23 protein-coding genes are annotated in these 21,685 nt (G+C 66.3%); 8 read left to right on the forward strand and 15 right to left on the reverse strand.

The window, feature by feature from the left end; translation table 11 throughout:
- Both B3547_RS08755 and B3547_RS08760 read right to left on the reverse strand, forming a co-directional pair.
- Window positions 1–437: UbiA family prenyltransferase (locus B3547_RS08755; protein WP_292962191.1), on the reverse strand; the 437-nt coding region annotated here is incomplete at its 3' end.
- 188 nt (window positions 438–625) lie between these two features.
- A complete protein-coding gene (locus B3547_RS08760) occupies window positions 626–1,759 on the reverse strand; it encodes an aromatic ring-hydroxylating oxygenase subunit alpha (RefSeq protein ID WP_292962193.1) in 1,134 nt (377 codons plus the stop codon).
- 92 nt (window positions 1,760–1,851) lie between these two features.
- On the opposite strand from B3547_RS08760, the gene B3547_RS08765 reads away from it, so the two are divergent.
- Window positions 1,852–3,183: an AmpG family muropeptide MFS transporter gene (locus tag B3547_RS08765; protein WP_292962195.1), complete on the forward strand. Its 1,332-nt coding sequence runs from the start codon at window positions 1,852–1,854 to the stop codon at window positions 3,181–3,183.
- On the opposite strand, the gene B3547_RS08770 is transcribed toward B3547_RS08765, so the two are convergent.
- From B3547_RS08770 to B3547_RS08790, 5 genes are all read right to left on the reverse strand, one after another.
- A complete protein-coding gene (locus tag B3547_RS08770) occupies window positions 3,180–4,454 on the reverse strand; it encodes a bifunctional folylpolyglutamate synthase/dihydrofolate synthase (protein WP_292962196.1) in 1,275 nt (424 codons plus the stop codon). The genes B3547_RS08765 and B3547_RS08770 overlap by 4 nt on opposite strands.
- 61 nt (window positions 4,455–4,515) lie before the next feature.
- Complete coding sequence (gene accD, locus B3547_RS08775; protein WP_292962198.1) at window positions 4,516–5,364, reverse strand: acetyl-CoA carboxylase, carboxyltransferase subunit beta; 849 nt, start codon at window positions 5,362–5,364, stop codon at window positions 4,516–4,518.
- Window positions 5,361–6,161, reverse strand: coding sequence for a tryptophan synthase subunit alpha (gene trpA / locus B3547_RS08780; RefSeq protein WP_292962200.1), 801 nt, complete (start codon window positions 6,159–6,161; stop codon window positions 5,361–5,363). The genes accD and trpA overlap by 4 nt, the downstream gene beginning before the upstream one ends.
- On the reverse strand, window positions 6,158–7,384 hold the full coding sequence (gene trpB, locus B3547_RS08785; protein WP_194917252.1) for a tryptophan synthase subunit beta: 1,227 nt from the start codon (window positions 7,382–7,384) through the stop codon (window positions 6,158–6,160). The genes trpA and trpB overlap by 4 nt, the downstream gene beginning before the upstream one ends.
- Before the next feature lie 62 nt (window positions 7,385–7,446).
- Window positions 7,447–7,650, reverse strand: a complete 204-nt coding sequence (locus B3547_RS08790; protein ID WP_292962203.1) for a hypothetical protein — start codon at window positions 7,648–7,650, stop codon at window positions 7,447–7,449.
- Window positions 7,651–7,794: 144 nt separating this feature from the next.
- Here B3547_RS08790 and B3547_RS08795 point away from each other — a divergent pair, with 144 nt between their 5' ends.
- The gene (locus B3547_RS08795; protein ID WP_124808642.1) at window positions 7,795–8,253 is read left to right on the forward strand and encodes an outer membrane protein; all 459 of its coding nucleotides are present in this window, start codon (window positions 7,795–7,797) and stop codon (window positions 8,251–8,253) included.
- A 98-nt stretch (window positions 8,254–8,351) separates the two neighbouring features.
- On the opposite strand, the gene B3547_RS08800 is transcribed toward B3547_RS08795, so the two are convergent.
- From B3547_RS08800 to purB, 5 genes are all read right to left on the reverse strand, one after another.
- Entirely contained in the window at window positions 8,352–8,996 is a 645-nt protein-coding gene (locus B3547_RS08800) for a phosphoribosylanthranilate isomerase (RefSeq protein ID WP_292962206.1), read from the reverse strand.
- A gap of 44 nt (window positions 8,997–9,040) precedes the next feature.
- Window positions 9,041–9,811 (reverse strand): SIMPL domain-containing protein, encoded by a 771-nt coding sequence (locus B3547_RS08805; protein ID WP_124808640.1) that lies wholly within the window; start codon window positions 9,809–9,811, stop codon window positions 9,041–9,043.
- A 188-nt stretch (window positions 9,812–9,999) separates the two neighbouring features.
- On the reverse strand, window positions 10,000–10,674 hold the full coding sequence (gene pyrF, locus B3547_RS08810; protein ID WP_124808639.1) for an orotidine-5'-phosphate decarboxylase: 675 nt from the start codon (window positions 10,672–10,674) through the stop codon (window positions 10,000–10,002).
- A 5-nt stretch (window positions 10,675–10,679) separates the two neighbouring features.
- On the reverse strand, window positions 10,680–10,994 hold the full coding sequence (locus tag B3547_RS08815; protein ID WP_124808638.1) for a DUF1049 domain-containing protein: 315 nt from the start codon (window positions 10,992–10,994) through the stop codon (window positions 10,680–10,682).
- A gap of 86 nt (window positions 10,995–11,080) precedes the next feature.
- Entirely contained in the window at window positions 11,081–12,394 is a 1,314-nt protein-coding gene (gene purB, locus B3547_RS08820; RefSeq protein ID WP_292962213.1) for an adenylosuccinate lyase, read from the reverse strand.
- Window positions 12,395–12,738: 344 nt separating this feature from the next.
- Between purB and B3547_RS08825 the strand changes: the two genes are divergently transcribed.
- On the forward strand, window positions 12,739–13,614 hold the full coding sequence (locus tag B3547_RS08825; RefSeq protein ID WP_124808636.1) for an OmpA family protein: 876 nt from the start codon (window positions 12,739–12,741) through the stop codon (window positions 13,612–13,614).
- An 84-nt stretch (window positions 13,615–13,698) separates the two neighbouring features.
- On the opposite strand, the gene B3547_RS08830 is transcribed toward B3547_RS08825, so the two are convergent.
- The 3 genes from B3547_RS08830 to radC form a co-directional block, all read right to left on the reverse strand.
- Window positions 13,699–14,367, reverse strand: a complete 669-nt coding sequence (locus B3547_RS08830) for a hypothetical protein (protein WP_292962217.1) — start codon at window positions 14,365–14,367, stop codon at window positions 13,699–13,701.
- The gene (locus tag B3547_RS08835) at window positions 14,364–15,362 is read right to left on the reverse strand and encodes a sterol desaturase family protein (RefSeq protein ID WP_292962220.1); all 999 of its coding nucleotides are present in this window, start codon (window positions 15,360–15,362) and stop codon (window positions 14,364–14,366) included. The genes B3547_RS08830 and B3547_RS08835 overlap by 4 nt, the downstream gene beginning before the upstream one ends.
- A gap of 103 nt (window positions 15,363–15,465) precedes the next feature.
- Window positions 15,466–16,188, reverse strand: a complete 723-nt coding sequence (gene radC / locus B3547_RS08840) for a RadC family protein (protein WP_292962257.1) — start codon at window positions 16,186–16,188, stop codon at window positions 15,466–15,468.
- Between the two features lie 146 nt (window positions 16,189–16,334).
- Here radC and B3547_RS08845 point away from each other — a divergent pair, with 146 nt between their 5' ends.
- The 5 genes from B3547_RS08845 (at window position 16,335) to B3547_RS08865 (ending at window position 21,657) form a co-directional block, all read left to right on the forward strand.
- A complete protein-coding gene (locus B3547_RS08845; RefSeq protein ID WP_292962222.1) occupies window positions 16,335–19,604 on the forward strand; it encodes a YdbH domain-containing protein in 3,270 nt (1,089 codons plus the stop codon).
- A 47-nt stretch (window positions 19,605–19,651) separates the two neighbouring features.
- Window positions 19,652–19,882 carry a YnbE family lipoprotein gene (locus tag B3547_RS08850; protein ID WP_292962224.1) on the forward strand — a complete coding sequence of 77 codons (231 nt, stop codon included), beginning with the start codon at window positions 19,652–19,654 and terminating at the stop codon, window positions 19,880–19,882.
- Window positions 19,883–19,884: 2 nt separating this feature from the next.
- The gene (locus B3547_RS08855) at window positions 19,885–20,292 is read left to right on the forward strand and encodes a YdbL family protein (protein ID WP_124807290.1); all 408 of its coding nucleotides are present in this window, start codon (window positions 19,885–19,887) and stop codon (window positions 20,290–20,292) included.
- A 221-nt stretch (window positions 20,293–20,513) separates the two neighbouring features.
- The gene (locus B3547_RS08860) at window positions 20,514–20,831 is read left to right on the forward strand and encodes an AtpZ/AtpI family protein (RefSeq protein WP_124807291.1); all 318 of its coding nucleotides are present in this window, start codon (window positions 20,514–20,516) and stop codon (window positions 20,829–20,831) included.
- 43 nt (window positions 20,832–20,874) lie between these two features.
- Window positions 20,875–21,657, forward strand: a complete 783-nt coding sequence (locus tag B3547_RS08865; protein ID WP_124807292.1) for a F0F1 ATP synthase subunit A — start codon at window positions 20,875–20,877, stop codon at window positions 21,655–21,657.
- Window positions 21,658–21,685: the final 28 nt, after the last annotated feature.

The raw sequence follows: 21,685 nt of genomic DNA on the forward strand, positions 1-21,685 counted from the left end.
ACGATGTTCTGCGGCGTGCGCGGCTTCAGCCACACGGTATAGACCAGCACGTAGAACAGGATCGACACGGCGAGGATCGCCGCCGCCAGCACGTTGAGCGCCAGCCCCATCAGGATCACGGAAAAAGCCCCGAGGCCCACCCCGAAATGCAGCGCCGCCTGCCGGTCCATCCGGCCCGCCGGAAGCGGGCGCGCGGCGGTGCGGCGCATCACCGCGTCGATATCCGCCTCATACCATTGGTTGAGCGCCCCCGCCGCGCCCGCGCCCAATGCGATGCACAGGATCGCGGTGAAGCCGAGCACGGGGTTGATCCCCACCGGCGCGGCGAGCATCCCGCACAGGCCGGTGAACACCACCAGCGTCATCACGCGCGGTTTGGTGAGCGCGAGGAAATCGCGCCAGTGCGCCGGCGGCAGGAGGGGGGATGCGGTGCTCATGACAGATTCCCGTCGCGCCATAGCCCCTCGCGCGGCAGGGGGGAAGGGGCGGATGGGATTGGAGACGGAGGCAGGAATGACATCCCTCGTCCGTCACCCCGGCCTTGTGCCGGGGCCCGCGTCGCCACATGGAAGCCGACAGTTGCTGCACTGCGGATGCCGGGACAAGCCCGGCATGACGGATGGGGCTAGTTGGCCAGCGCCGCCTCCACCGCATCGTGAAACACTTTGATTCCGCCTTCCAGGCCGCCGAGCGTCAGCCGGTCGATCGCGCCCGACATCAGCCCCTCCTGTCCTAGGGCCGCCGCACGGAAATCCTCCGCGCCGAACACGCCGCCGTCGAGCAAGTTCCAGCTTTTCTCCCAATGTGCCAGTGCTTTGTCAGTCGCGGGCGGTTCGGGGATCAGCATGAAATCCTCGACCAGCGTCTGGTCCACCGCCTGCGGCATGATCGTCATCAGGTTCACGTAGTCCGGGCTGACCACGACCACGGTGGCGGGAAAGAGCTGGTAGGCGAACGTGCCTACCGCGCGCAGCTGCGCCCAGTCGGACAAGTCCACGCCCTCCATCTCCGCCGCGCGGCCGACCAGCGACCGCTTGTGCGGCCCGATCTCGTCGCCCGAGGTGATGCCGTCCTTGAAGAACGGTGCGATCGACGCCGCGTGCAGGCGCAGCACATGGTAGCTTTCCAGGAAGGCGTCCATGATCAGCTTCCAGTTCGACGCCACCCGGTGCGTGCGCCGCGCATAGAGGTGCTGCCCGGCGAGGCCCACCGCGGCGAAGTCCTCGCCCACGCGCGCGGCGTCGCCGAAATCGGCGTCGGAGGGGGTGGCGGGGGCGAACCAGATCAGGCCGCCGGATTCGTGGCTCGGCAGCTCGACCAGGCCGTGCGCCGCCTTGTCGAAGCCGGGAAAGGTATCAGGGCGGGGCAGGGCGAGCAGGCGGCCGTCGGTGGCATAAGTCCAGGCGTGATAGGGGCAGACCATGCGCTTGCCGCAGTGGACGTCCTGCCCTTCGACCAGCCGCGTGCCCCGGTGGCGGCAGACGTTGAGGAACACCCGCACCGCGCCCTCGCCATCGCGCGCGATCAGCAGCGGCCGGCCGGTGCCATCGTGGGGCACGGCCATGTTGGGTTCGGGCAGCAGCGCCGAAGGGGCCAGCACTTGCGGCATCCGGTCGAAGAGCGTGGCCTTCTCGCGCGCGAAATGCGCCGGATCGACATAGGCGGACGCGGGCACATGGGCGATGGCGGAAGCCTGCTGTCCGGCGCCGGCGGCAACCTGATGCGCCAGCGCGAGCTGACCTTCGGTGGGGCGTCCCATGGGGTCCTCTTCCCTATCTTTTGTTGTCGGGGCTAGGCATACCCCGAAAGGCCGCTAGTTTTGCGCGAAATCGGGCAGGGAGCAATCGCCGCATGAATGACGTAGGGGCGCGTGGGAAAACGGGCGAGGGAAGCGGACTGGTGGAGGCGCTCAAGCCCTATGTCGAACGCGAATCGCTGGCGTCGTTCTTCCTCGGCATCTCGTCGGGCTTCCCCTTCGCGATGATCGGCGCGACGCTGACAACGCGGCTGGCGCAAGATCACATCCAGAAGTCCACGATCACCGCGTTCACGCTGGCGTTCCTGGTCTATAACCTCAAGTTCCTGTGGTCGTGGCTGGTCGATGGCGTGCATCTGCCGGTGCTGGGCCGGCTGGGGCAACGGGTTTCCTGGATGATCCTTGCGGGCGCGCTGGTCTTTCTTGCCGTGATCAATCTCGCGCTGGTCGATCCGGCGAAGGATATCGGCGCGACAGTGGTTGCCGCCGTTCTCGTCGGCGCGGCGGGCGCGACGTTCGACATCGTGATCGACGCCTTCCGGATCGAGACGCTCAAGCCCTATCAGCTGGGCACGGGATCGGGCATGTCGCAATACGGTTGGCGGATCGGCTCGGCCGGTGCTGGCGGGATCGCGCTGTTCGTGGCGGCGCGCCACGGCTGGACCGCCGCCTATATCGCCTGCGCGTTTCTCGTCCTGCCGGCGGTGCTGACCGCGCTGCTGATGGGCGAACCCGCCCGCCATCGCGAGGCGACCCGGCGCAAGGGGCTGGGCGAGGTGTGGGATTCGATCACCGGCCCCTTCGTGGAGTTCTTCCGACGCCACGGCGCGCTGCTGGTGCTGGCGTTCATCCTGGTCCACAAGATCGGCGATACGCTGGCCAACCTGACCTTCCGCCTGCTGTTCGACGACCTTGGCTTCACCAACGATGAAATCGCGCTCTACGACGTGGGACTGGGCTTCTGGGCCTATCTCATCGGCGTGTTCATCGGCGGCGCGGCCTATTCCCGTCTTGGCCTCAAGCGGTCGGTGCTGTTCGCGCTGGTGCTGATGGGCGTATCGAACCTGAGCTTCGCGGCGCTGGCGGCGGCGGGCCATTCCAACCTGGGCATGGCCGGCGCGATCGGCTTCGAGAATATCGCGTCCGGGTACGGCGGCGTGGTGGTCGTCGCCTATTTCTCGGCGCTGTGCGATCTGCGGTTCACGGCGGCGCAATACGCGCTGATTTCCGCCGGCGCGAGCATCGTCGGGCGGTTCGTTACCGGCACGACCGCAGGGGCGATGATCGAGCGGTTCGGCTACGTGAACTTCTACCTGCTCACCACCGTGCTGGCGCTGCCGGGCATCGTGCTGTTCTGGTGGATGAGCCGCACGGGGCTGGTCGACGAAGCCATGGGCACGGCGGGCGAGGAACCGCCAAAAACCTAATCCGGCACTTCCCCGTTGCGCCGCAGCACATCGCCGGCAAGGTAGAGCGAACCCGCGATCAGCACGTCGCCTTCGGGCGGCAGAGCGGCCAGCGCTTCGGCCACGTTGGCGAAGCTGCGCGCTGGCAGCGTTGTGAACGGTGCGAAGTCTTCCGGGCGGTGCGCGTCGTGCCCCGGTGCGGGAACGATCGACAGCGACAGCAACCGGTCCGCCAGCGGCGCGATGATCGCGGACGGGTCCTTGTTGGCGAGCATGCCCGTCACCAGGTGGATTTTCGGGCCGCCGGCGAAGTGGCGGGCGATGGCGAGCCCGGCATCGGGGTTGTGCCCGCCGTCGAGCCATACGGCGCGGTTGCCGGCCAGCGCGGTAAGCGGGCCAGCGCCCAGCCGTTGCAGCCGGGCGGGCCAGCGCGCGGCAGGGATGCCCCGCGCCATCGCTTCGGGCGAGACAGCAACGACCTGCTGATGGCGCAGCATGGCCACGGCGAGCGCGGCGTTGTCCGCCTGGTGGCTGCCGGGCAAGGCAGGCAGCGGCAGGGTGAGCGAGCCGCGACCATCGCTATAGGCGATTGCATCGCCGATCTCGGCGTTCCAGTCGCGCCCGCGCATCATCACCGGCGCGCCGATCGCTTCCGCCGTATCCAGCACCGATTGCGCCACGGCAGCGGGATAGGCTTGCGTCACCAGCGGAACGCCGGGCTTGGCGATGCTCGCCTTCTCGAAAGCGATGCGCGCCAGCGGATCGGTGGGCACGCCGGCTTCGGGCGTCAGCAGGAAGCCTTCGTGGTCCAGCCCCAGCGTTGCGATGCCGCACGCCGCCGCGGTCGGCAGCACGTTGGTGGCATCGAGCCGCCCGCCCAGCCCGGTTTCGATCACGCAGACGTCGGCCGGGATGCGGTGGAAGGCCAGGAACGTCGCCACCGTGGTCACTTCGAAGAAGCTGGGGGCAAGGTCTTCCGCCGCGTCCAGCACTTCCTGGAGCAGCGCGGCCAGCAGATCGTCGCCGATCAATTTGCCGGCGATGCGGATGCGTTCGTTGTAGCGCACCAGATGCGGCTTGGTGGCGGAATGGACCGTCAGCCCCTGCGCCTCCAGCATGAAGCGCAGATACGTGCAGGTCGATCCCTTGCCGTTGGTGCCGGCCACATGGAATACCGGTGGCAGCGCGAGATGCGGGTTGCCGACGCGGGCGAGCAGTTCGCGCGCGGTATCCAGCCCGAACCGGCCCTGCGGCAGCGACAGCGCGCCCAGTCGGTCAAGCTGCGCCTGCACCGCCGCGTTTTCGGAAATGGCGAAGTCGCGCGTCAGAAGTCCCTCCCGCTGGCGCGGAGTGTCACGCGGCTTTTGCGGCCGTGAGGTAGTCGATCACTTGCGCCAGAGTTGCCTTCATGTCGCGGCGGTGGACCACCATGTCGAGCATCCCGTGCGCGTGAAGGTATTCCGCGCGCTGGAAGCCTTCGGGCAGCTTTTCGCGAATGGTATCCTGAATCACGCGCTGGCCGGCAAACCCGATCAGCGCGCCGGGTTCGGCGATCTGCACATCGCCCAGCATGGCATAGCTGGCGGTGACGCCGCCGGTGGTGGGATCGGTCAGCAGCACGATATAGGGCAGGCCCGCCGCGTGAAGTTTCGCGATGGCCACGGTGCTGCGCGGCATCTGCATCAGGCTGAGAATGCCCTCCTGCATCCGCGCGCCGCCAGCGGCGGTCACCGCGATATAGGGACACTTCTCCGCGATCGCGCGCTCGATCCCGGCGATGAAGGCGTTGCCCACGGCCATGCCCATCGATCCGCCCATGAACGCGAATTCCTGCACCCCGACCACGGCCTTGTGCCCGTCGATCGTGCCGGCGGCGTTGGTCAGCGCGTCCGGGTGCGGGTTGGCGGCCTTGGCCGCCTTGATGCGATCGGTATACTTCTTGCTGTCGCGGAACTTCAGCGGGTCTTCCTTCACCTTTGGGGCGGGAAGAAGCTCGAAGCCCGGATCGAGCAGTTGCGCGAACCGCGCGTCGGCGCCGATGCGGCCGTGATGATCGCAATGCGGGCAGACGGAAAGGTTGTCCTCATAGTCCTTGGTGAACAGCATCTCGCTGCACAAAGGACACTTGATCCAGAGGTTGTCGGGCGTGTCCCGCTTCGGTGTGAAGGGCAGGGCGTTGCGAACGCGGTTGAGCCAGCTCATGCGATTTCCTTGCGGGCAGAGTGGACGGCGGCGGCGAGCGCGGCGGTGAGTTCCTTCACCGGCCCCGCCGCGTCCGCGCCATGTTTGGCGACGAGATCGACCAGCGCCGATCCCACGACGACACCATCGGCCACCCTGGCGATGGCCGCGGCCTGTTCGGGCGTGCGCACCCCGAAGCCGACGGCAACCGGGATCGTGGCCGAAGCCTTGATCCGGGCGACGGCTTCGTCGATCGAGGCCTGCGCCGCCTGCTGCATCCCGGTGATGCCGGCGACCGAGACATAATAGAGAAAGCCCGAAGACCCTTCCAGCACGGCAGGCAGGCGCGCAGCGTCGGTGGTTGGCGTGGCCAGGCGGATCAGCGAAACGCCGGCATTGCGCAGCGCCGGCCCCAGTTCGGGATCTTCCTCTGGCGGAATGTCCACGCAGATCACGCCATCGATGCCCGCGTTCACGCATTCGGCGGCGAACCAGTCGGCCCCGCGCACGGTCATCGGGTTGGCATAGCCCATCAGCACCAGCGGCACCTCGGGATGGCGAGCGCGGAACGCGGCGGCGATGCTGAGGATGTCGGCAGTCTTCGTGCCAGCGCCGAGCGCGCGCAGGTTGGCCAGCTGGATCGCCGGGCCATCCGCCATCGGATCGGTGAACGGCATGCCCAGCTCGATCACGTCGGCACCACCCTCGACGAGGGCGTCGAGGATGGATGCGGTGGCGTCCGGCGTCGGATCGCCGCCGGTGACGAAAGTGACGAGGGCAGGGCGGCCCTTTGCGAATGCGTTGGCGAGGCGGGTCACAGCGACACCCCCAGATGCTCGGCAACCGAGAAGATGTCCTTGTCCCCCCGCCCACACAGGTTGGCGAGGATGATCTGGTCCTTGCCCATGGTCGGCGCGACCTTCTTCACCGCCGCGATGGCGTGGGCGGGTTCGAGCGCGGGGATGATGCCTTCGGTGCGGCAGAGCAGCTGGAAGCCGTCGAGCGCTTCCGTATCCGTCACCGAGGTATAGTCCACGCGGCCGATCTCCTTGAGCCACGCATGTTCCGGCCCGATGCCGGGATAATCGAGGCCCGCCGAAATCGAATGGCCTTCGGTGATCTGGCCGTCTTCGTCCTGCAGCAGGTAGGTCTTGTTGCCGTGGAGAATGCCGGGGCGCCCGCCCGCGAGCGAGGCTGCATGTTCTTTGTCCAGCCCATGGCCTGCCGCTTCCACGCCCAGCATCCTGACGCTGGTATCATCGAGGAACGGGTGGAACAGGCCGATCGCGTTCGATCCGCCACCGATGGCGGCGACCAGCAGATCGGGCAGGCGGCCGATCCGGGACAGCATCTGCGCGCGGGCTTCCTTGCCGATCACGCTCTGGAAATCGCGGACGAGTTCTGGATAGGGGTGCGGCCCGGCGGCGGTGCCGATGATGTAGAACGTGTTGTGCACGTTCGCGACCCAGTCGCGCAGCGCTTCGTTCATGGCATCCTTGAGCGTACCCGCGCCGGCCGTGACCGGCACGACTTCCGCGCCCAGCAGCTTCATGCGGAACACGTTCGGCTTCTGCCGCTCCACGTCCGTCGCGCCCATGAAGATCACGCAGGGCAGGCCGAAGCGCGCGCAGACCGTCGCGGTCGCGACGCCGTGCTGGCCTGCGCCGGTCTCGGCGATGATCCGCGTCTTGCCCATGCGCATGGCCAGCAGGATCTGGCCGATGCAGTTGTTGATCTTGTGCGCGCCGGTGTGGTTCAGCTCGTCGCGCTTGAACCAGACTTGCGCGCCGCCCAGTTCTTCGGTCAGCCGGGGCGCGAAATAGAGCGGGCTCGGGCGGCCGACATAGTGTTCGAGCAGGTCGTCGAACTCGGCTTGGAATGCGGGGTCGGCCTTGGCCCTGCGGTATTCCTGTTCGAGATCGAGGATCAGCGGCATCAGCGTTTCGGCAACATAGCGCCCGCCGAACTGGCCGAAATGGCCGCGATCGTCGGGCTGGCTGCGAAAGCTGTTGGGGGTGGCCCCTGTCGGTTCTGCGCTCATGCGCCGCGATTGGCAGAGGCCGCGCGGCTTGTCCAGATTCGCGTCCCTCGCGCGTGCGCGTTTCACCACGGGGCAAGGACAGCTCCTGGCCGTTTGCGGATTTGGACGGCGTGCGCGTCGGATTGCACGATTTTGTGCTGACGTTCATCTTGCGGAAAGATGCAGTCGCTAGAGAGGCGTTGCAACGTCGTGAAGGCGGTCTCGAAAGAGGCCGCCTTTTTATTTTTATATTCGGAAACGATGCTGAAAATATTCGTTACACGCATATCGGTAAATGTGTGGCAATGATGTCACTTATATGAATGTTTTGGCTGAATGAATGTTTTCAGTATTGTGACATATATGATTGAAAATTAACTGACCGTCGCCCCCATAAAGCAAAGAAGGGGCGTTCAAGTCAGGAGTTTACTATGCGTATTGTTCTTCTTTCGCTCGCCGCCTCGCTGGTCGCGGCGACGCCGGCCCTTGCCAACGAAGTCCGCGTCGAAACGCGCGCGGGCGTCTACTGGACGGACGGCGCGACGAAGGGCACGGCCGGTGTCGCTGCCGGCTACGATTTCGATCTGGGGCCGGCCGCCTTTTCCGGCCTTGAAGTCTCGGGTGACAAGATTCTCACTTCGGGCACCAAGGTTGCGTGGGGCTTCACCGGCCGCCTGGGCGCCAAGCTCGCCGGCTCGAAGCTTTACGGCACTGGCGGTTACACCACCGAACCGTGCAGCCTGTGCGAAGGATCGTGGCATCTCGGCGCTGGCTATGAGCGCGGCTTCATGGGGAACCTCTATGGCAAGGTGGAATATCGCCACTACTTCGGCCGCAACGGCTTCAACGATGCCAACGCGGTCGTGGCCGGCGTGGGCGTGAAGTTCTGATCGCGTCAGCCACGCGATCCGGCCACGCCTGAAGGCGTGGCATGGCTTCGGGGCGGTTTTCTTCGGGAAGCCGCCCTTTTTCTGTTTCGGTGGAGCGATCAGCCCGCGCGGGCGGCGTAACAGAACGAGGCGATGCGCTGTTCGTCCTTCACCCCGGGCGCGCTTTCCACGCCGGACGAGACATCGACCATCGGCGCCCCGGTCATGCGGATCGCCTCGGCCACGTTGTCCGGCGACAGCCCGCCGGCAAGGCCCCACGGCAGCGCCCCGCGATAGCCGGCCAGCAGCGTCCAGTCGAACGCCAGCCCCAGTCCGCCGGGCAGGGCCGCGCCTTTGGGCGTCTTGGCATCGAACAGGATGAAGTCGGCCGTGCCGGCATAGGCACCGGCGCGCGCCACATCGTCCGCCGTGGCGACGGACAGGACTTTCCACACCGGCAGGCCGAACCGCGCGCGGACCTGCGCCGCGCGATCGGGCGCTTCGTGGCCATGAAGCTGGATGGCATCGAGCCGTGCCGCCGCGACGGCTTCTGCAAGGAAGGCATCGTCGGCATCGACGAACACGCCAACGCGCGTGACCCTGCCCTGGGCCTGCTCCGCCAGCGCGGGGGCTTGCGCGAAGGCCAGGAAACGCGGCGATGGCGGATAGAAGTTGAACCCGACGTATTCGGCGCGGGCCTTGATCGTGGCGGAGAGCGCTTGCGGCGTCGTGATTCCGCAGATCTTGATGGAAGGGCCGGGCATGGCCGTGCGTTAGGCCATGCCCGGCCGCTTCGTCAAACTGCCGATCAGGGGGCGAGTTCGTAGGTGACGGTAACGCTGGCGCCCACGTCCAGTTCACCGGCGGCAACCGGGCTGGGCGCGGCCATGGCCATCATCTTGTCGGCGCGGGCATAGAGGACCGGCGCGGGCGGCGACCAGCCGCCGCTTTCGCTGATCGTCAGCACGCGCACCACGCGCAGGCCGGCGGCGCGGGCATAGAGGTCGGCGCGGGCGCGGGCCTTCTTCATCGCGTCGACACGGGCTTCGTCCGTTGCAGCATCGGCGTTGTCGAGCTGGAACGACGGGCCGTTGACCTGGTTGGCGCCAGCCGCCACCAGTGTATCGATCACCTTGCCGTACTGGTCGATCTTGCGCTGGCGCACGGAAACCTGGTTGGTCGCCTGATAGCCGATGATCACCGGTTCCTGCTGCTCGATCGAACCGTCGGGGAGGCGCTTGGGCTGGCCATAGACCGGGTTCACCGAAAGATTGCTGGTCTGGATGTCACGGTCGGCAATGCCGGTGCGCTTCAGCGCGGCGATCACCGCGTTCATCTTGGCGGCGTTTTCGCTCAGCGCTTCGCCGGCAGTCTTGCCCTGCGTGGTGACGCCGGCGTTGAACACCGCGAGATCGGGCGTGCGCGTCGTCTTCCCTTCGGCCGAGATGGTCAGCACGCTGTTGCCCGGCGCGACGACCGGCGCGGTGGAAAGCGCGGCCTGCGCCGCCACCGGAGTGGCCATCATCGCCAGCGGCGCGAAAGCGGCCGCCGCAGCGACGGAAAGAAGGGCACGTTTCATGGGGGCGGTCTCCTGTTGCACTCTGTTGCGCGATCTGGACGAAGCGACGTTACGGCGTGATGAACCGTTGCAACGGAAACCGTTCAGATTGGTGAATCGTTCCGGGACCCGATCCCACCCCCGTTCTCCAAGCCCGCTATGGCCGGGATAGCCGCCGCCGTTGCCCGCGCCGCACTCGACTGCGCAACCTAGAGCGTGGCCTCGATCGCGCGTGCGGCCATCACCGGGTCTTCGGCGCGGCTGATCGGGCGTCCGATCACCAGCACGCTGGCGCCCGCATCGCGCGCCTGGCGCGGGGTAACGGCGCGCTTCTGGTCGCCCAGGTGGCCATCGGCGGGGCGCAGGCCGGGCACCACGAAGAAGCCGTTCTTCCAGCGCTTGTGCACGGCGGCGACCTCGTGCCCGGAACAGACGATGCCGTCGATGCCCGCTTCCTGCGCCAGATCGGCCAGGCGCAGCACTTGATCGTGCGCCGATCCGCCCACGCCCACGCGGGCCAGATCGCTGTCGTCAAGGCTGGTGAGCACGGTGACGGCCACGACCTTGCAGTTTTCGCCGGCGGCGGCCTTGGCGTCTTCCATCATCGCCCGCCCGCCCGAGGCATGGACCGTGACGATCGCGGGTTCGAGAACGTGGATGGACTGCATCGCGCCGGCCACGGTGTTGGGAATATCGTGCAGCTTGAGATCGAGGAAGAGCGGCAGGCCGATCCGGGCCACTTCATGCACCCCGTGATGCCCGTGCGCGCAGAAGAATTCGAGGCCCAGCTTCAGCCCGCCGACATGGCCCCGCACCTTTTGCGCAAGGGCGATCGCGGCATCGAGGCGGGGCAGGTCGAGGGCGAGGTAGATCGGATTGCTCACGGGGGTCACGCTCTTGAACTATCGGGGGTGGACGCGGCTTCGAGCTGCGTGGAGGTCGCCAGAGGCGGCGAGGGATTTTGCGCGGCAAGCAGGGATTCGAGGTTGGTGATGCGCCGACCCAACCGCCAGCGCGTGGCACGGTACAAGGCCCACATCGGCACCAGACCCAGCAGGAAGGCGGAGATCACCAGCGCGGGCAGGCGTGTTTCCAGCACCAGCCCTTCCCAGATGCGCACTTCCACCGGTTGCCAGTTGGCTACGGAAAACAGACCTAGCACCACGACGACCGCGGTCCAGAAGATCGTGCGAACAATCCGCATTGCCTTTGTTCCCCCGGACATCCGGCCGTCTGGCCGCGTTGCTCAACAGGCCGTAACCCGCTTTTCCCTTTCGCGCGAGTCTCCGCTTATTCGCCGAACACCCGTGCGAAGATCGTGTCGATCGCCTTGAAGTGGTAATCGAGGTTGAACTTCTCTTCCAGTTCCCGCGCCGGGAGGGCAGCGGTCACTTCCGCATCGGCCTTCAGCAGTTCCAGCAGCGAAAGCTGTCCGTCCGATTCCCACACCTTCATCGCGTTGCGCTGGACCAGGCGATAGGCGTTGTCGCGGGTGACCCCCGCCTGCGTCAGGGCCAGCAGCACCCGCTGGGAATGGACCAGCCCGCCCATCCGGTCGAGGTTCTTCTGCATCCGCTCAGGATAGACCACCAGCTTGTCGACCACGCTGGTCAGCCGCGCCAGCGCGAAATCGAGCGTGATCGTGGCGTCCGGGCCGATGAAGCGTTCGACCGAGGAGTGCGAAATGTCGCGTTCGTGCCACAGCGCCACATTCTCCAGCGCGGGCGTGACGGCTGAACGGACCATGCGGGCAAGGCCGGTCAGGTTCTCGGTCAGCACCGGGTTGCGCTTGTGCGGCATGGCCGACGAGCCCTTCTGGCCCGGCGAGAAATATTCCTCCGCTTCCAGCACTTCGGTCCTCTGCAGGTGGCGGACCTCCACGGCGAGCCGCTCGATCGACGAGGCGATCACGCCCAGCGTGGCGAAGAACATCGCGTGGCGATCACGCGGGATCACCTGCGTCGAAACCGGTTCGACTGCAAGGCCCAGCTGGTCGGCGACGTATTCCTCCACCGAGGGATCGATGTTGGCGAACGTGCCAACCGCTCCGGAAATGGCGCAGGTGGCCACTTCGGCGCGTGCGTTGACCAGGCGCGTGCGGCAACGGCTGAATTCGGCGTAGGCTTCGGCCAGCTTCTTGCCGAAGGTGGTCGGTTCGGCGTGGATGCCGTGGCTGCGGCCGATGGTGGGCGTGTACTTGTGCTCATAGGCGCGGCGCTTGATCGCGGCGAGCAGCGCGTCGATGTCTTCCAGCAGGATGTCGGCCGCGCGGGCGAGCTGGACGGCTAGTGTGGTATCAAGCACGTCCGAGCTGGTCATGCCCTGGTGCATGAAACGGGCCTCGGGGCCGACCTGCTGGGCCACCCAGTCGAGGAAGGCGATCACGTCATGCTTGGTCACGGCCTCGATCGCGTCGATCGCGGCCACGTCGATGGCGGGGCTGGTCGCCCACCAGTCCCACAGCGCCTTCGCGCCGCTGGCCGGAACCACGCCCAGTTCGCCCAGCTTCTCGGTGGCGTGAGCCTCGATCTCGAACCAGATGCGGTAGCGGGCTTCGGGTTCCCAGATCGCGGTCATCGCGGGGCGGGCGTAGCGGGGTACCATGTTCGACTCCGTCAGATACGTTTGGCCACGCCGCTAGGAGGAGGGGGCGCGGATGGCAAGGGGCGGGCGCGATTGTTGGGATCAGACGGCATTTTCCCTGGCATAGAGACGGCGAAGCGTGGTGCGAGAGAGGTGGCACCGGAGCGGGTGAGAATGCGCGAAAGCTAACATGAGTGAGCCGATTTTGCGGAAAAAGCGCCCGCACCATGCAATTCATCGCATAAAACGCCCGGTACATGCCCATGCCCAAGGTTCCGGCCGGAACCTTGCACAACAGGAAATGTTCACATCGGCGCTTTAGCAGTTTTCATGTTGGCAGGTTTCAGGTTTGAAGGAGTTGCTTGATGCGTGTTGTTTCCAAGAAGACCGGCGCGTTCGCGCTGTTGGCCGTGGCGGCCTTGCCGGTGCCCGGCGTCGTATCCGCGCAGCCGCAGGAGACGCCCGATTCCGGGATCACGGGCAGCGTAACCGATACCACTCCGGCTGCACCGGCGACCAAGGGGCCGGATATCGAAGGCATCATTTCGGCGCGCAAGGGTGACAGGATGCAGGTCACGTCCGCCGATGGCACCAAGTCCGTTGTCGCCATCAACGACGCCACGCGCATTCGCGCTAGCGGCGGCTTCCTCAGCATGAACCGCAGCACCCTGGCCGCAACCTCGCTGCTCAACGGCCTGCCTGTTTCGGTGAAGACGCTGCAATCGGGCGGCGAACTCGTGGCCAGCCAGATCGACCTGAAGAGCAAGGATCTCAAGGTCGCGTCGATGATCCACAACGGCACCGACCAGCGCTTTACCGAACAGGCCGCCGCAACCGAGGCGCTGCGCAGCCGCATGGCGGACATCGACCAGTACAACGTGAAGAGCACGACGAACGTGAACTTCGATACCGGAAAGGCGGTCCTGTCAGATCAGGCCAAGGCCGATCTGTGCTCGGCGGCGTCCTCGGCCGAAGGCATGGACAACGCGCTGCTGCTGGTGGTGGGCTACACGGACTCGACGGGCAGCCAGGAACTGAACCAGCGCCTCAGCGAAAAGCGGGCCGGCAACGTGGTGAACTATCTTCAGCAGGTCTGCCACTGGAAGCCCTATCGGATGCTGACCCCCACCGGCATGGCGGAAGCCGATCCGGCCGCCAGCAACGATACCATCGAGGGCAAGGCGCAGAACCGCCGCGTGGCGGTGAACGTTCTGGTCAGCAAGGGCCTCGACGGCATGTAAGCAGGCATCGGGCCGGGGGGCGCGCGTCGTCGTTCATCCCGGCCCTGGCCGTGGCATCATGATCTTCGCATTGGAGCGGGCAATCTACGCCTGCAACAGGCGCTTTCGGAAAAGCCGCTTGACCAGCCGGTCTTCCAGGATGCGGCCGCCGACATAGAGCGCGGCGAAAATGCCGGCAAAGACATAGGCCGGGGTCGGGGTAGGCTTTCTATTGCGCTTGCCGCCCTCCGCTCCATTCTTGCCGGGCTTTTCCGGTTCGGGGGCGCCAAGCGCCTTGTCGATCGGATGCATTGGCGGAGCGTCCGCCTTCTTGGCATCGGGCTTCTTGGCCGCCGCTTCCGCCGCCGGCTTCTGGTACGCGTTGACGAGGATGGTCAACTGCGCAAAGCCGAGAAACAGCAGCGGCGCCAGGAAGCAGGCCAGCAGGGCGCGGCTGACCAGATGATAGCGCAGTCTGCCTTCTGGCGCGGTCCCTTCAACGCGCAGAACGCCGCGTTCGAATACGGACAGCGGGTCTTGCGATGCAGGATTCTTCTTGGTGAAGCTGAGCGCTGCGTCGGAGCGGACGTGCGCCGTGCCCACTTCGTCGAACACGGGTTCGATCCGGTCCAGCGCCTCGCCGGCAGTCTGGCCTTCGGGCAGCGGCACGCTGCCGCGCACGTGCCAAATCCAGTCGATATAGCGCAGATTCACGCGTGGGCCTTCGGGGATGACGGTTTCGTGCCAGATCGGATGGGCGGACATTCCGGTCATTCGGCTGGCACCGCGCTTTCGGGCGTGTCGAACCGGCCGCGCCCGAACTTCGCCTTCAGCGTCTTCCAGGCTTCCGTGAACGGATAGTGCATCTGTTCGACGATCGACATCCGGCGGCCGCCCTCCATGCCCAGCAGTTCCGCTTCACCGTCGACGCAGGTGCCGAAGATGCGATCGATGAATATCCAGGTGCCCGAATAGTTGCTGCGGCTCGCTTCGTAGTCGCGCGAGTGGTGCAGGCTGTGGTGCTCGGTGGTGTTGAAGATGAAGCGCCACCAGGCGGGCGTGTTGAAGCGCACGTTGATGTGCTGGTAGGTGCTGACCGCCATGCCGAACGTGCCGGCGAGAAGGAAGGCGCGCGGCAGGAAATCGAAGAACCCGCCCACGCCCAGGCCGATCAGGAACAGCTCCACCGGGTTGCCGACCGCGCCCTTGTTGATGTTCAGCTGCGTAATGTAGTGATGCGGGGCGTGGGTCAGCCACAGCGGATACCAGTTATGCATCCCGCGATGCATCCAGTATTGCCCGAAATCGAACAGAAACGAGATCAGGAACGCCTGCACCAGCAGGGGCAGCCCGACGAACCACGTGAACTTGTCCCAGTGGAACGCGTGCTGGATGCCCTTGGCCATCACGTCGCTGCCGATGTAGCTGTCGACGATGCGGAGGATGGTGTAGCCCAGCCCGACGTAGAACAAGTCGGTGGTGAGTTCCTTCCAGGTGAGCTGCCAGCTGCGGTAGCGCGGGTTCACCCATTCCAGCCCCAGCAGCAGCACCTTGAAGCCGATTCCGATGCCGATGGCGGTTGATGCCTTGGCGATGGAATTGGGCGCGTAGTACCAGAACGCCAGCAGCGCGAGCAGCATGGCAGGCTGAAACCAGGTGAAGATGAACTGCTTTGCCGGACCTCCGTCCACGCGGGGGATGTTTTCCCAGCCGATGGTTACCGGAGAGTCCGCTCCGATGATCCTTTTGCCTACCCGAATTCCGTTCATCTTGTCCCCGCGATACAAAGTATCCGGTTCAAAATGACCGAATTTGCTCCGAAGCGTTATACGCCATCAGGCGTACATGGCCGGCGGCAGTCGATGCGGGCGTTCAGATCAACCCTTTTGCCTTCAGCGAAACATGCCCTTCGCGCCCCACGATCACGTGATCGTGGACCACGATGCCCAGCAGCCGCGAAGCCTCGATCACGCGCTGGGTGATCTGGATGTCGGCCCGGCTCGGCTGCGGCGAGCCGGAGGGGTGGTTGTGGACGAGGATCAGTGCGGCCGCGCCGATGTCCAGCGCCTTGTGGATGATCTCGCGCGGGTGGATCGCGGCCTCGTCGATGGTGCCTTCGCTGACAAGGTCATCGAGGATCAGGCGGTTGCGCGTATCCAGATAGAGCGCGCGGACCCGTTCGCGCCGTAGATGCGCCATGTCGATATGCAGATAGTCCAGCAGGGCCTGCCAGCTTCCCAGCACGGGCTGCTCCTGCACCTGCTTCCGCGCCATGCGCCGCGCCGCGATGCCGGCTATGCGGAGCGCGGCGGCGGCGGTTTCCCCGACGCCGGGCGTAGCCTGCAAGGCGCGGGGATCGGCGTTGAACACGGCGGCGAACGAACCGAACCGCTTGAGCAGCATCCTTGCGAGGGGCTTGACGTCACGCCGGGGGATCGCCGCCATCAGCAGGTATTCGACCAGTTCGTGATCGGCGAGCGCATCATCGCCACCCTCCAGCAAACGCTCGCGCAGCCGGGCGCGGTGGCCGCTGGGATCATGCGCCGCTTCGCGCACGCGGTCTTCCGAAGTGTGATCATCGCCGCTCCGGACCATCTTTCGGGTCCGTTCCGGCACCTGTTCACCAAAGAGACCGGGTTCGTCGTTCATGAAGGGTCCGCGCGGGCACCTTTCGCTGTTCGCGGCGTTGTGGCCGGAACAGTGCATTGCCTAAGCCGCGGCAGTGCGCAAGAAGGGGCGGAATGGCGGATAGGACCGATTTGGCGGACGGCGTTGCGGCCGATGGCTCCGGGATGGGGAGCGAGGCCGGGAACGGCGGCTATGCGCCGTCGCCGGTGCGCCGTCGGCGGTTGCGCCGCGCGGCGCTGGCGACGCTTGGCGTCATCGGTGTGGCCGGAGGCGGCCTTTGGCTGGCGCGCGAACCCCTTGCCGACCGCTTGATCGCCAGCCAGCTTGCCCAGACCGGCCTGCCCGCGACATACGAGATCGAAACCATCGGCGGCCGCACGCAAGTCCTGCGCAACATCGTGATCGGCGATCCGCGCAAGCCGGACCTGACCGTCGAGCGGATGGAAGTGCGCATGGCCTATGGCCTGCGCGGCGCGCGCATCGGCGGGATCACGCTGATCCGCCCCCGGCTCTATGGCCGGCATCATGCCAACAAGCTGAGTTTCGGGGCGCTCGACAAGCTGTTGTTCGGTCCGTCCAGCGGCGAACCGTTCCGGCTGCCCGATTATGACCTTCAGGTGGTGGACGCCCGCGGGCTGATCGACAGCGATTATGGCCGGCTGGCGTTCAAAGCCGACGGCGCCGGCGCGCTGCGCGACGGGTTTGCCGGAACGATCGCGGCGCTTGTGCCCGATGCGCATGTCGGCGGCTGCGCGCTGGGCCGCACGAGCCTTTACGGGCGGGTGGTAATCGAAGGCGAGCGTCCGCGGTTTTCGGGTCCGTTGCGGCTTGCGGGGGCACAGTGCGTGGAGCAGGGCGCGGCCCTGCGCGCGGCCACGGTGCAGGTCGACGCGCGGGCGGATCGCGATTTCGCAGGCGCCACCGTGCAGGCCAAGCTGCGCAGCGGAGCGTTGGTCCTGCCATCGGCGCAGGCCGATGCGCTGACGTTCGATGCGGCGATGGCCTATCGCAACGGGATGCTTTCGGGGCGGCTGGTGGGCAATGCCGGCGGGGTCCACGCTCCGGGCGCGACGGTCGCATTGCTCGGGCTGGACGGGCTGGTGCGGACGCGCGATGGTTTTCGCACCGTGGAGTTCCGCGGCAATGTGGACGGGAAGGGCTTGCGTCAGGGGCCGGCGCTCGACGCGGGTCTTGCTTCGGCAGAGGCATCTTCCACTGGCACGCTGGTCGCGCCGATGGTGGCGCAGGTGCGGCAGGCCTTGCGGCGAGAGGAGCGCGGCAGCCGCATCGCTGGCCAGCTTCACTATCGACAGGAAGGCGACCGGTGGTCGTTCGTGGTACCCGAGGCGCGGTTGCGCGGCGGCAGTGGCGCTTCGCTGCTGGAACTGTCGCGCTTTCAGGTCACCGGCGAACCGCGAGGATTGCCGCGCATCGCCGGCAACTTCGCCACCGGTGGTGTGGGATTGCCCCGGATCGAGGGTGTGATGGAGCGCGGCGCGGCCGGTGGCGCGCTGTTCCGCCTGACGATGGCCGAATACCACGCGGGCGGCGGCGCGCTGGCCATTCCGCAGATGTCGCTGGCGCAGGTTTCCGACGGTTCACTGGGCTTTTCGGGCACGGCCCGGCTTTCCGGCGCGATACCGGGCGGATCGGCCCGCAATCTGGAACTGCCCGTGCAGGGCGCCTTTTCGGCCCGGGGCGAACTGGCGCTCTATCGCCATTGCATCACCCCGCGTTTTGACGGGCTGACGCTGGGCGAAATGGTGCTGGATGGCCGCGCGATAACAGTCTGCCCGCAGTCCGGCGGCGCAATCGTGCGCAACGGGGCGGGGGGCTTGCGCGTTGCGCTGGGCGTGCCCGCGCTCGCCCTGACCGGCAGGCTGGGCGAAACGCCGCTGAGCATCCAGTCGGGGCCGGTCGGCTTCGCCTGGCCGGGAACGGTGACGGCGCGCGCGCTCGATGTGGCGTTGGGGCCGCCTGAGGAGGCGACGCGGTTCCATCTCGCCGATCTGACGGCCCGGGCGGGCAAGGACTTCGCCGGCACGTTCGGGGGCGTGGACGCGCGGCTGGCGGCGGTGCCGATGGACCTGACCAACGCGGCGGGGGCTTGGCGCTATGCCGATGGCACGCTGACGCTCTCGGGGGCGCGCTTCGACCTGACCGACCGCCTGAGGCCAACCCGCTTCGAGCGGATGGTAGCCCGCGACGCGACGCTGACCCTGCACGACAATCGAATCGATGCGGACGCGGTGCTGCGCGAGCCGAAGTCCGACCGTACGGTGACGCGCGCGGTGATTCGCCACGATCTGTCCGACAGTTCGGGCCATGCCGACCTGCTGGTCGATGGCCTGCGCTTCGACAAGGCGATGCAACCCGATGCGCTGACGCGGATGGCGCTGGGCGTGATCGCCAATGTCGAAGGCACGGTGACAGGCAGGGGCCGGATCGACTGGAACGCGCGCGGCGTGACCAGTTCGGGCCGGTTCTCTAGCACCGGGCTGGATCTCGCCGCCGCCTTCGGACCCGCGCGCGGGCTGGCGGGGACGGTCGAGTTCACCGACCTGCTCAACATGGTCACCGCGCCCAACCAGACCTTGCGGGTGGCCGCGATCAACCCCGGCATCGAAGTGAATGACGGCGTCGTCGTCTTCGCGATGGAGCCGGGGCAGGTGCTCAAGCTGCACAGCGCGACCTGGCCGTTCCTCGGCGGCAAGCTGAGCCTCGAACCCACCGTGATGCGCGTGGGCGTGGCCGAGACACGGCGCTATACGCTGGTGATCGAAGGGCTGGACGCGGCGAAGTTCCTCGAGCGCATGGAACTGGGCAACCTGGCGGCCACCGGCACCTTCGACGGGCGGATGCCGCTGGTGTTCGACGACAACGGCGGGCGCATCGAAGCGGGCAACCTGGTTTCGCGCGCGCCGGGCGGCAACGTCTCCTACGTCGGAGCGCTGACTTACAAGGACCTGTCGGCGATGGGTAATTTTGCGTTCGAGGCGCTGAAATCCATCGACTACAAGACCATGACGATCGGGATGCGGGGCGATCTCGCGGGCGAGATCGTCACCAACGTGCGCTTCGGTGGCGTCAAGCAGGGCATCGGCACGCGCCAGAATTTCCTGACGCGGCAGGTCGCGGGCCTGCCGATCCAGTTCAACGTCAACATCCGCGCGCCGTTCTACCGGCTCGTCACCTCGGCCAAGTCGCTCTACGACCCCAACTACGTCCAGGACCCGCGCACGCTGGGTCTGGTCGACGCGCAGGGGCGGGCGGTGCGGCGGCTTACCAACAATACCGGGACCGGCGGTGCCGGTTCCAGCACCATCGGGCCGGCGGTATCCGGCACCGGCATTCAGCGTCCAGAAAGCGGGAACCTGCCATGAGAAGCTCCGAATTGACCCTGCCTGCGCGCTCTGCGAAACGTTCGTCCATGGATGAACGGGTCGACGGGATCAGGGGCAGGATCGGGCAGCGCCTTCTGCGGGTGCTGCCGCTGGTGGGAGCAACGGTGATGACGGCATTGCTGTCGGGCTGCATTTCGGTGAAGGCGCCGGACAAGCCCATCGTCATCGAGCTGAACATCAACATCAAGCAGGAAGTCGTGTACAAGCTCGCGGCGGACGCGGGCAGCACGATCGAGAAGAATCCGGAGATTTTCTGACCATGGCCCGCACAATCGCATCCCGTTTTCGCACGATTTCGCTCGGCGCGGTCCTCGCTGGCGCGGCGCTGGCTGCCGCTCTGCCCGGCACGGCCTTGGCCCAGCGCGATCCTGCCTATGCCGCCGCGCGCGCAGCGGGGCAGGTGGGCGAGAAGGCCGACGGTTATCTCGGCTATGTCACCACGCCCAGCCCGGCGCTGCGCGCGGTGATCGAGGACATCAACATCAAGCGCAAGGCGGTCTATGCCGACAAGGCCAAGGCCAAGGGCGCGACGGTGGAGGAATACGCGCTCACTTCCGGCTGCCTGCTGGTGGCGCAGACCACGCCTGGCGAAAAGTACCAGGCGCCGGACGGAAGCTGGCAGACGCGCACCGGCGCGCCGCCGATGCGCGATCCCCGCTGCCCCTGATTCCAGCGCTGTTTCCGGCCGACTTGACCGGGAACGCTCTCCAGGCTCGGGATTCCGCTCTGTGTGGTGTCCCCGTGCAACCGTATGCATAGACCTTGGTCAGAGCGGTTGCGGGGCGGTTGACTCACGTATGCCCCCCGCCTAAGGGGACGGCGCCCTCGGCGGGGAGCCGTTGCGCACGTCACGCTTTCGTGCTGGGAATGCCCAGCTGGGAGAATGGCATGAGCGACGAGCAAACCGGGATGGAGCCTGTCGGCGAGGATGCGCGGATCGATACGCTTGAACAGCGGCTGAAAGCTGCTCGCAAGCGGGAGGACGAGCGTATCGCGAAGCCGGCGCCCGAAGAATCCAACGCGAGCTATCGCGAAGGAAACCGGGTGCTGGCCGAACTCATCGGCGGGCTTGCGGGGGGCGCGTTTCTGGGGTGGGTCATCGACCAGTTTGCGGGAACGTCGCCCTGGGGCCTGTTGGTGATGTTGTTCGTGGGCGTGGGTGTCGCCTTCCGCAATATCATCAGGATTTCGAGCCGGCGTCCCTGACAAGGGGCGCTGTTGTTATATGCGATGAGACGGGGTTAAGCGCGTGGCCGAAGGCAAGGTCGATCCGGTTCACCAGTTCACTATCGAGCCGCTTTTCGGCACCGATCACTGGAGCATCGCGGGTTACAACATCGCTTTCACCAATTCGGCGCTGTGGATGGCGATCACGGCCATCGTGCTGCTGGTGTTCGTCGGCGGCGGCGCCAAGCGCCAGCTGGTTCCGGGCCGCTGGCAGATGGCGGTGGAAGGGCTGACCGGCTTTGTCGACAACCTGCTGAAGTCCAATATTGGCCCGGCCGGTCGCAAGTATCTGCCCTATGTCTTCTCGCTGTTCACCTTCATCCTGTTCGCCAACCTGCTGGGCCTGCTGCCACTGGCGCTGGTCGGCCTGCACCCGTTCACCGCCACCAGCCACTTCACGGTGACCGGCGTGCTGGCGATCCTCAGCTTCTCGATCGTGCTGATCGTCGGCTTCGCCAAGCATGGTCTGCACTTCTTCTCGCTGTTCGTGCCGCACGGTACGCCGGTCCTGATGATCCCGATCATTTTCCCGATCGAGCTGATCTCGTTCATGGTGCGTCCGTTCTCGCTCGGCCTGCGTCTTTTCGTCGCGATGATGGCCGGGCACGTGCTGCTCGAAGTGCTGTCGGGCTTCGTCATTTCGGGCACCAACGCCGGTGCGCTGACCTTCGGCATCGCCGCGCTGCCCAGCTTCCTGCTGATGATCGGCATCTGCGCGCTGGAACTGCTGGTCGCGGGCATCCAGGCTTATGTGTTTGCCCTGCTGACCTGCGTTTATCTGAACGACGCGGAAAACCTGCACTGAGTTTTGAAATTTCGTGCCGGGCCTTTGC

The sequence above is a fragment of the Novosphingobium sp. UBA1939 genome (assembly GCF_002336885.1).
Lineage (GTDB): Bacteria > Pseudomonadota > Alphaproteobacteria > Sphingomonadales > Sphingomonadaceae > Novosphingobium.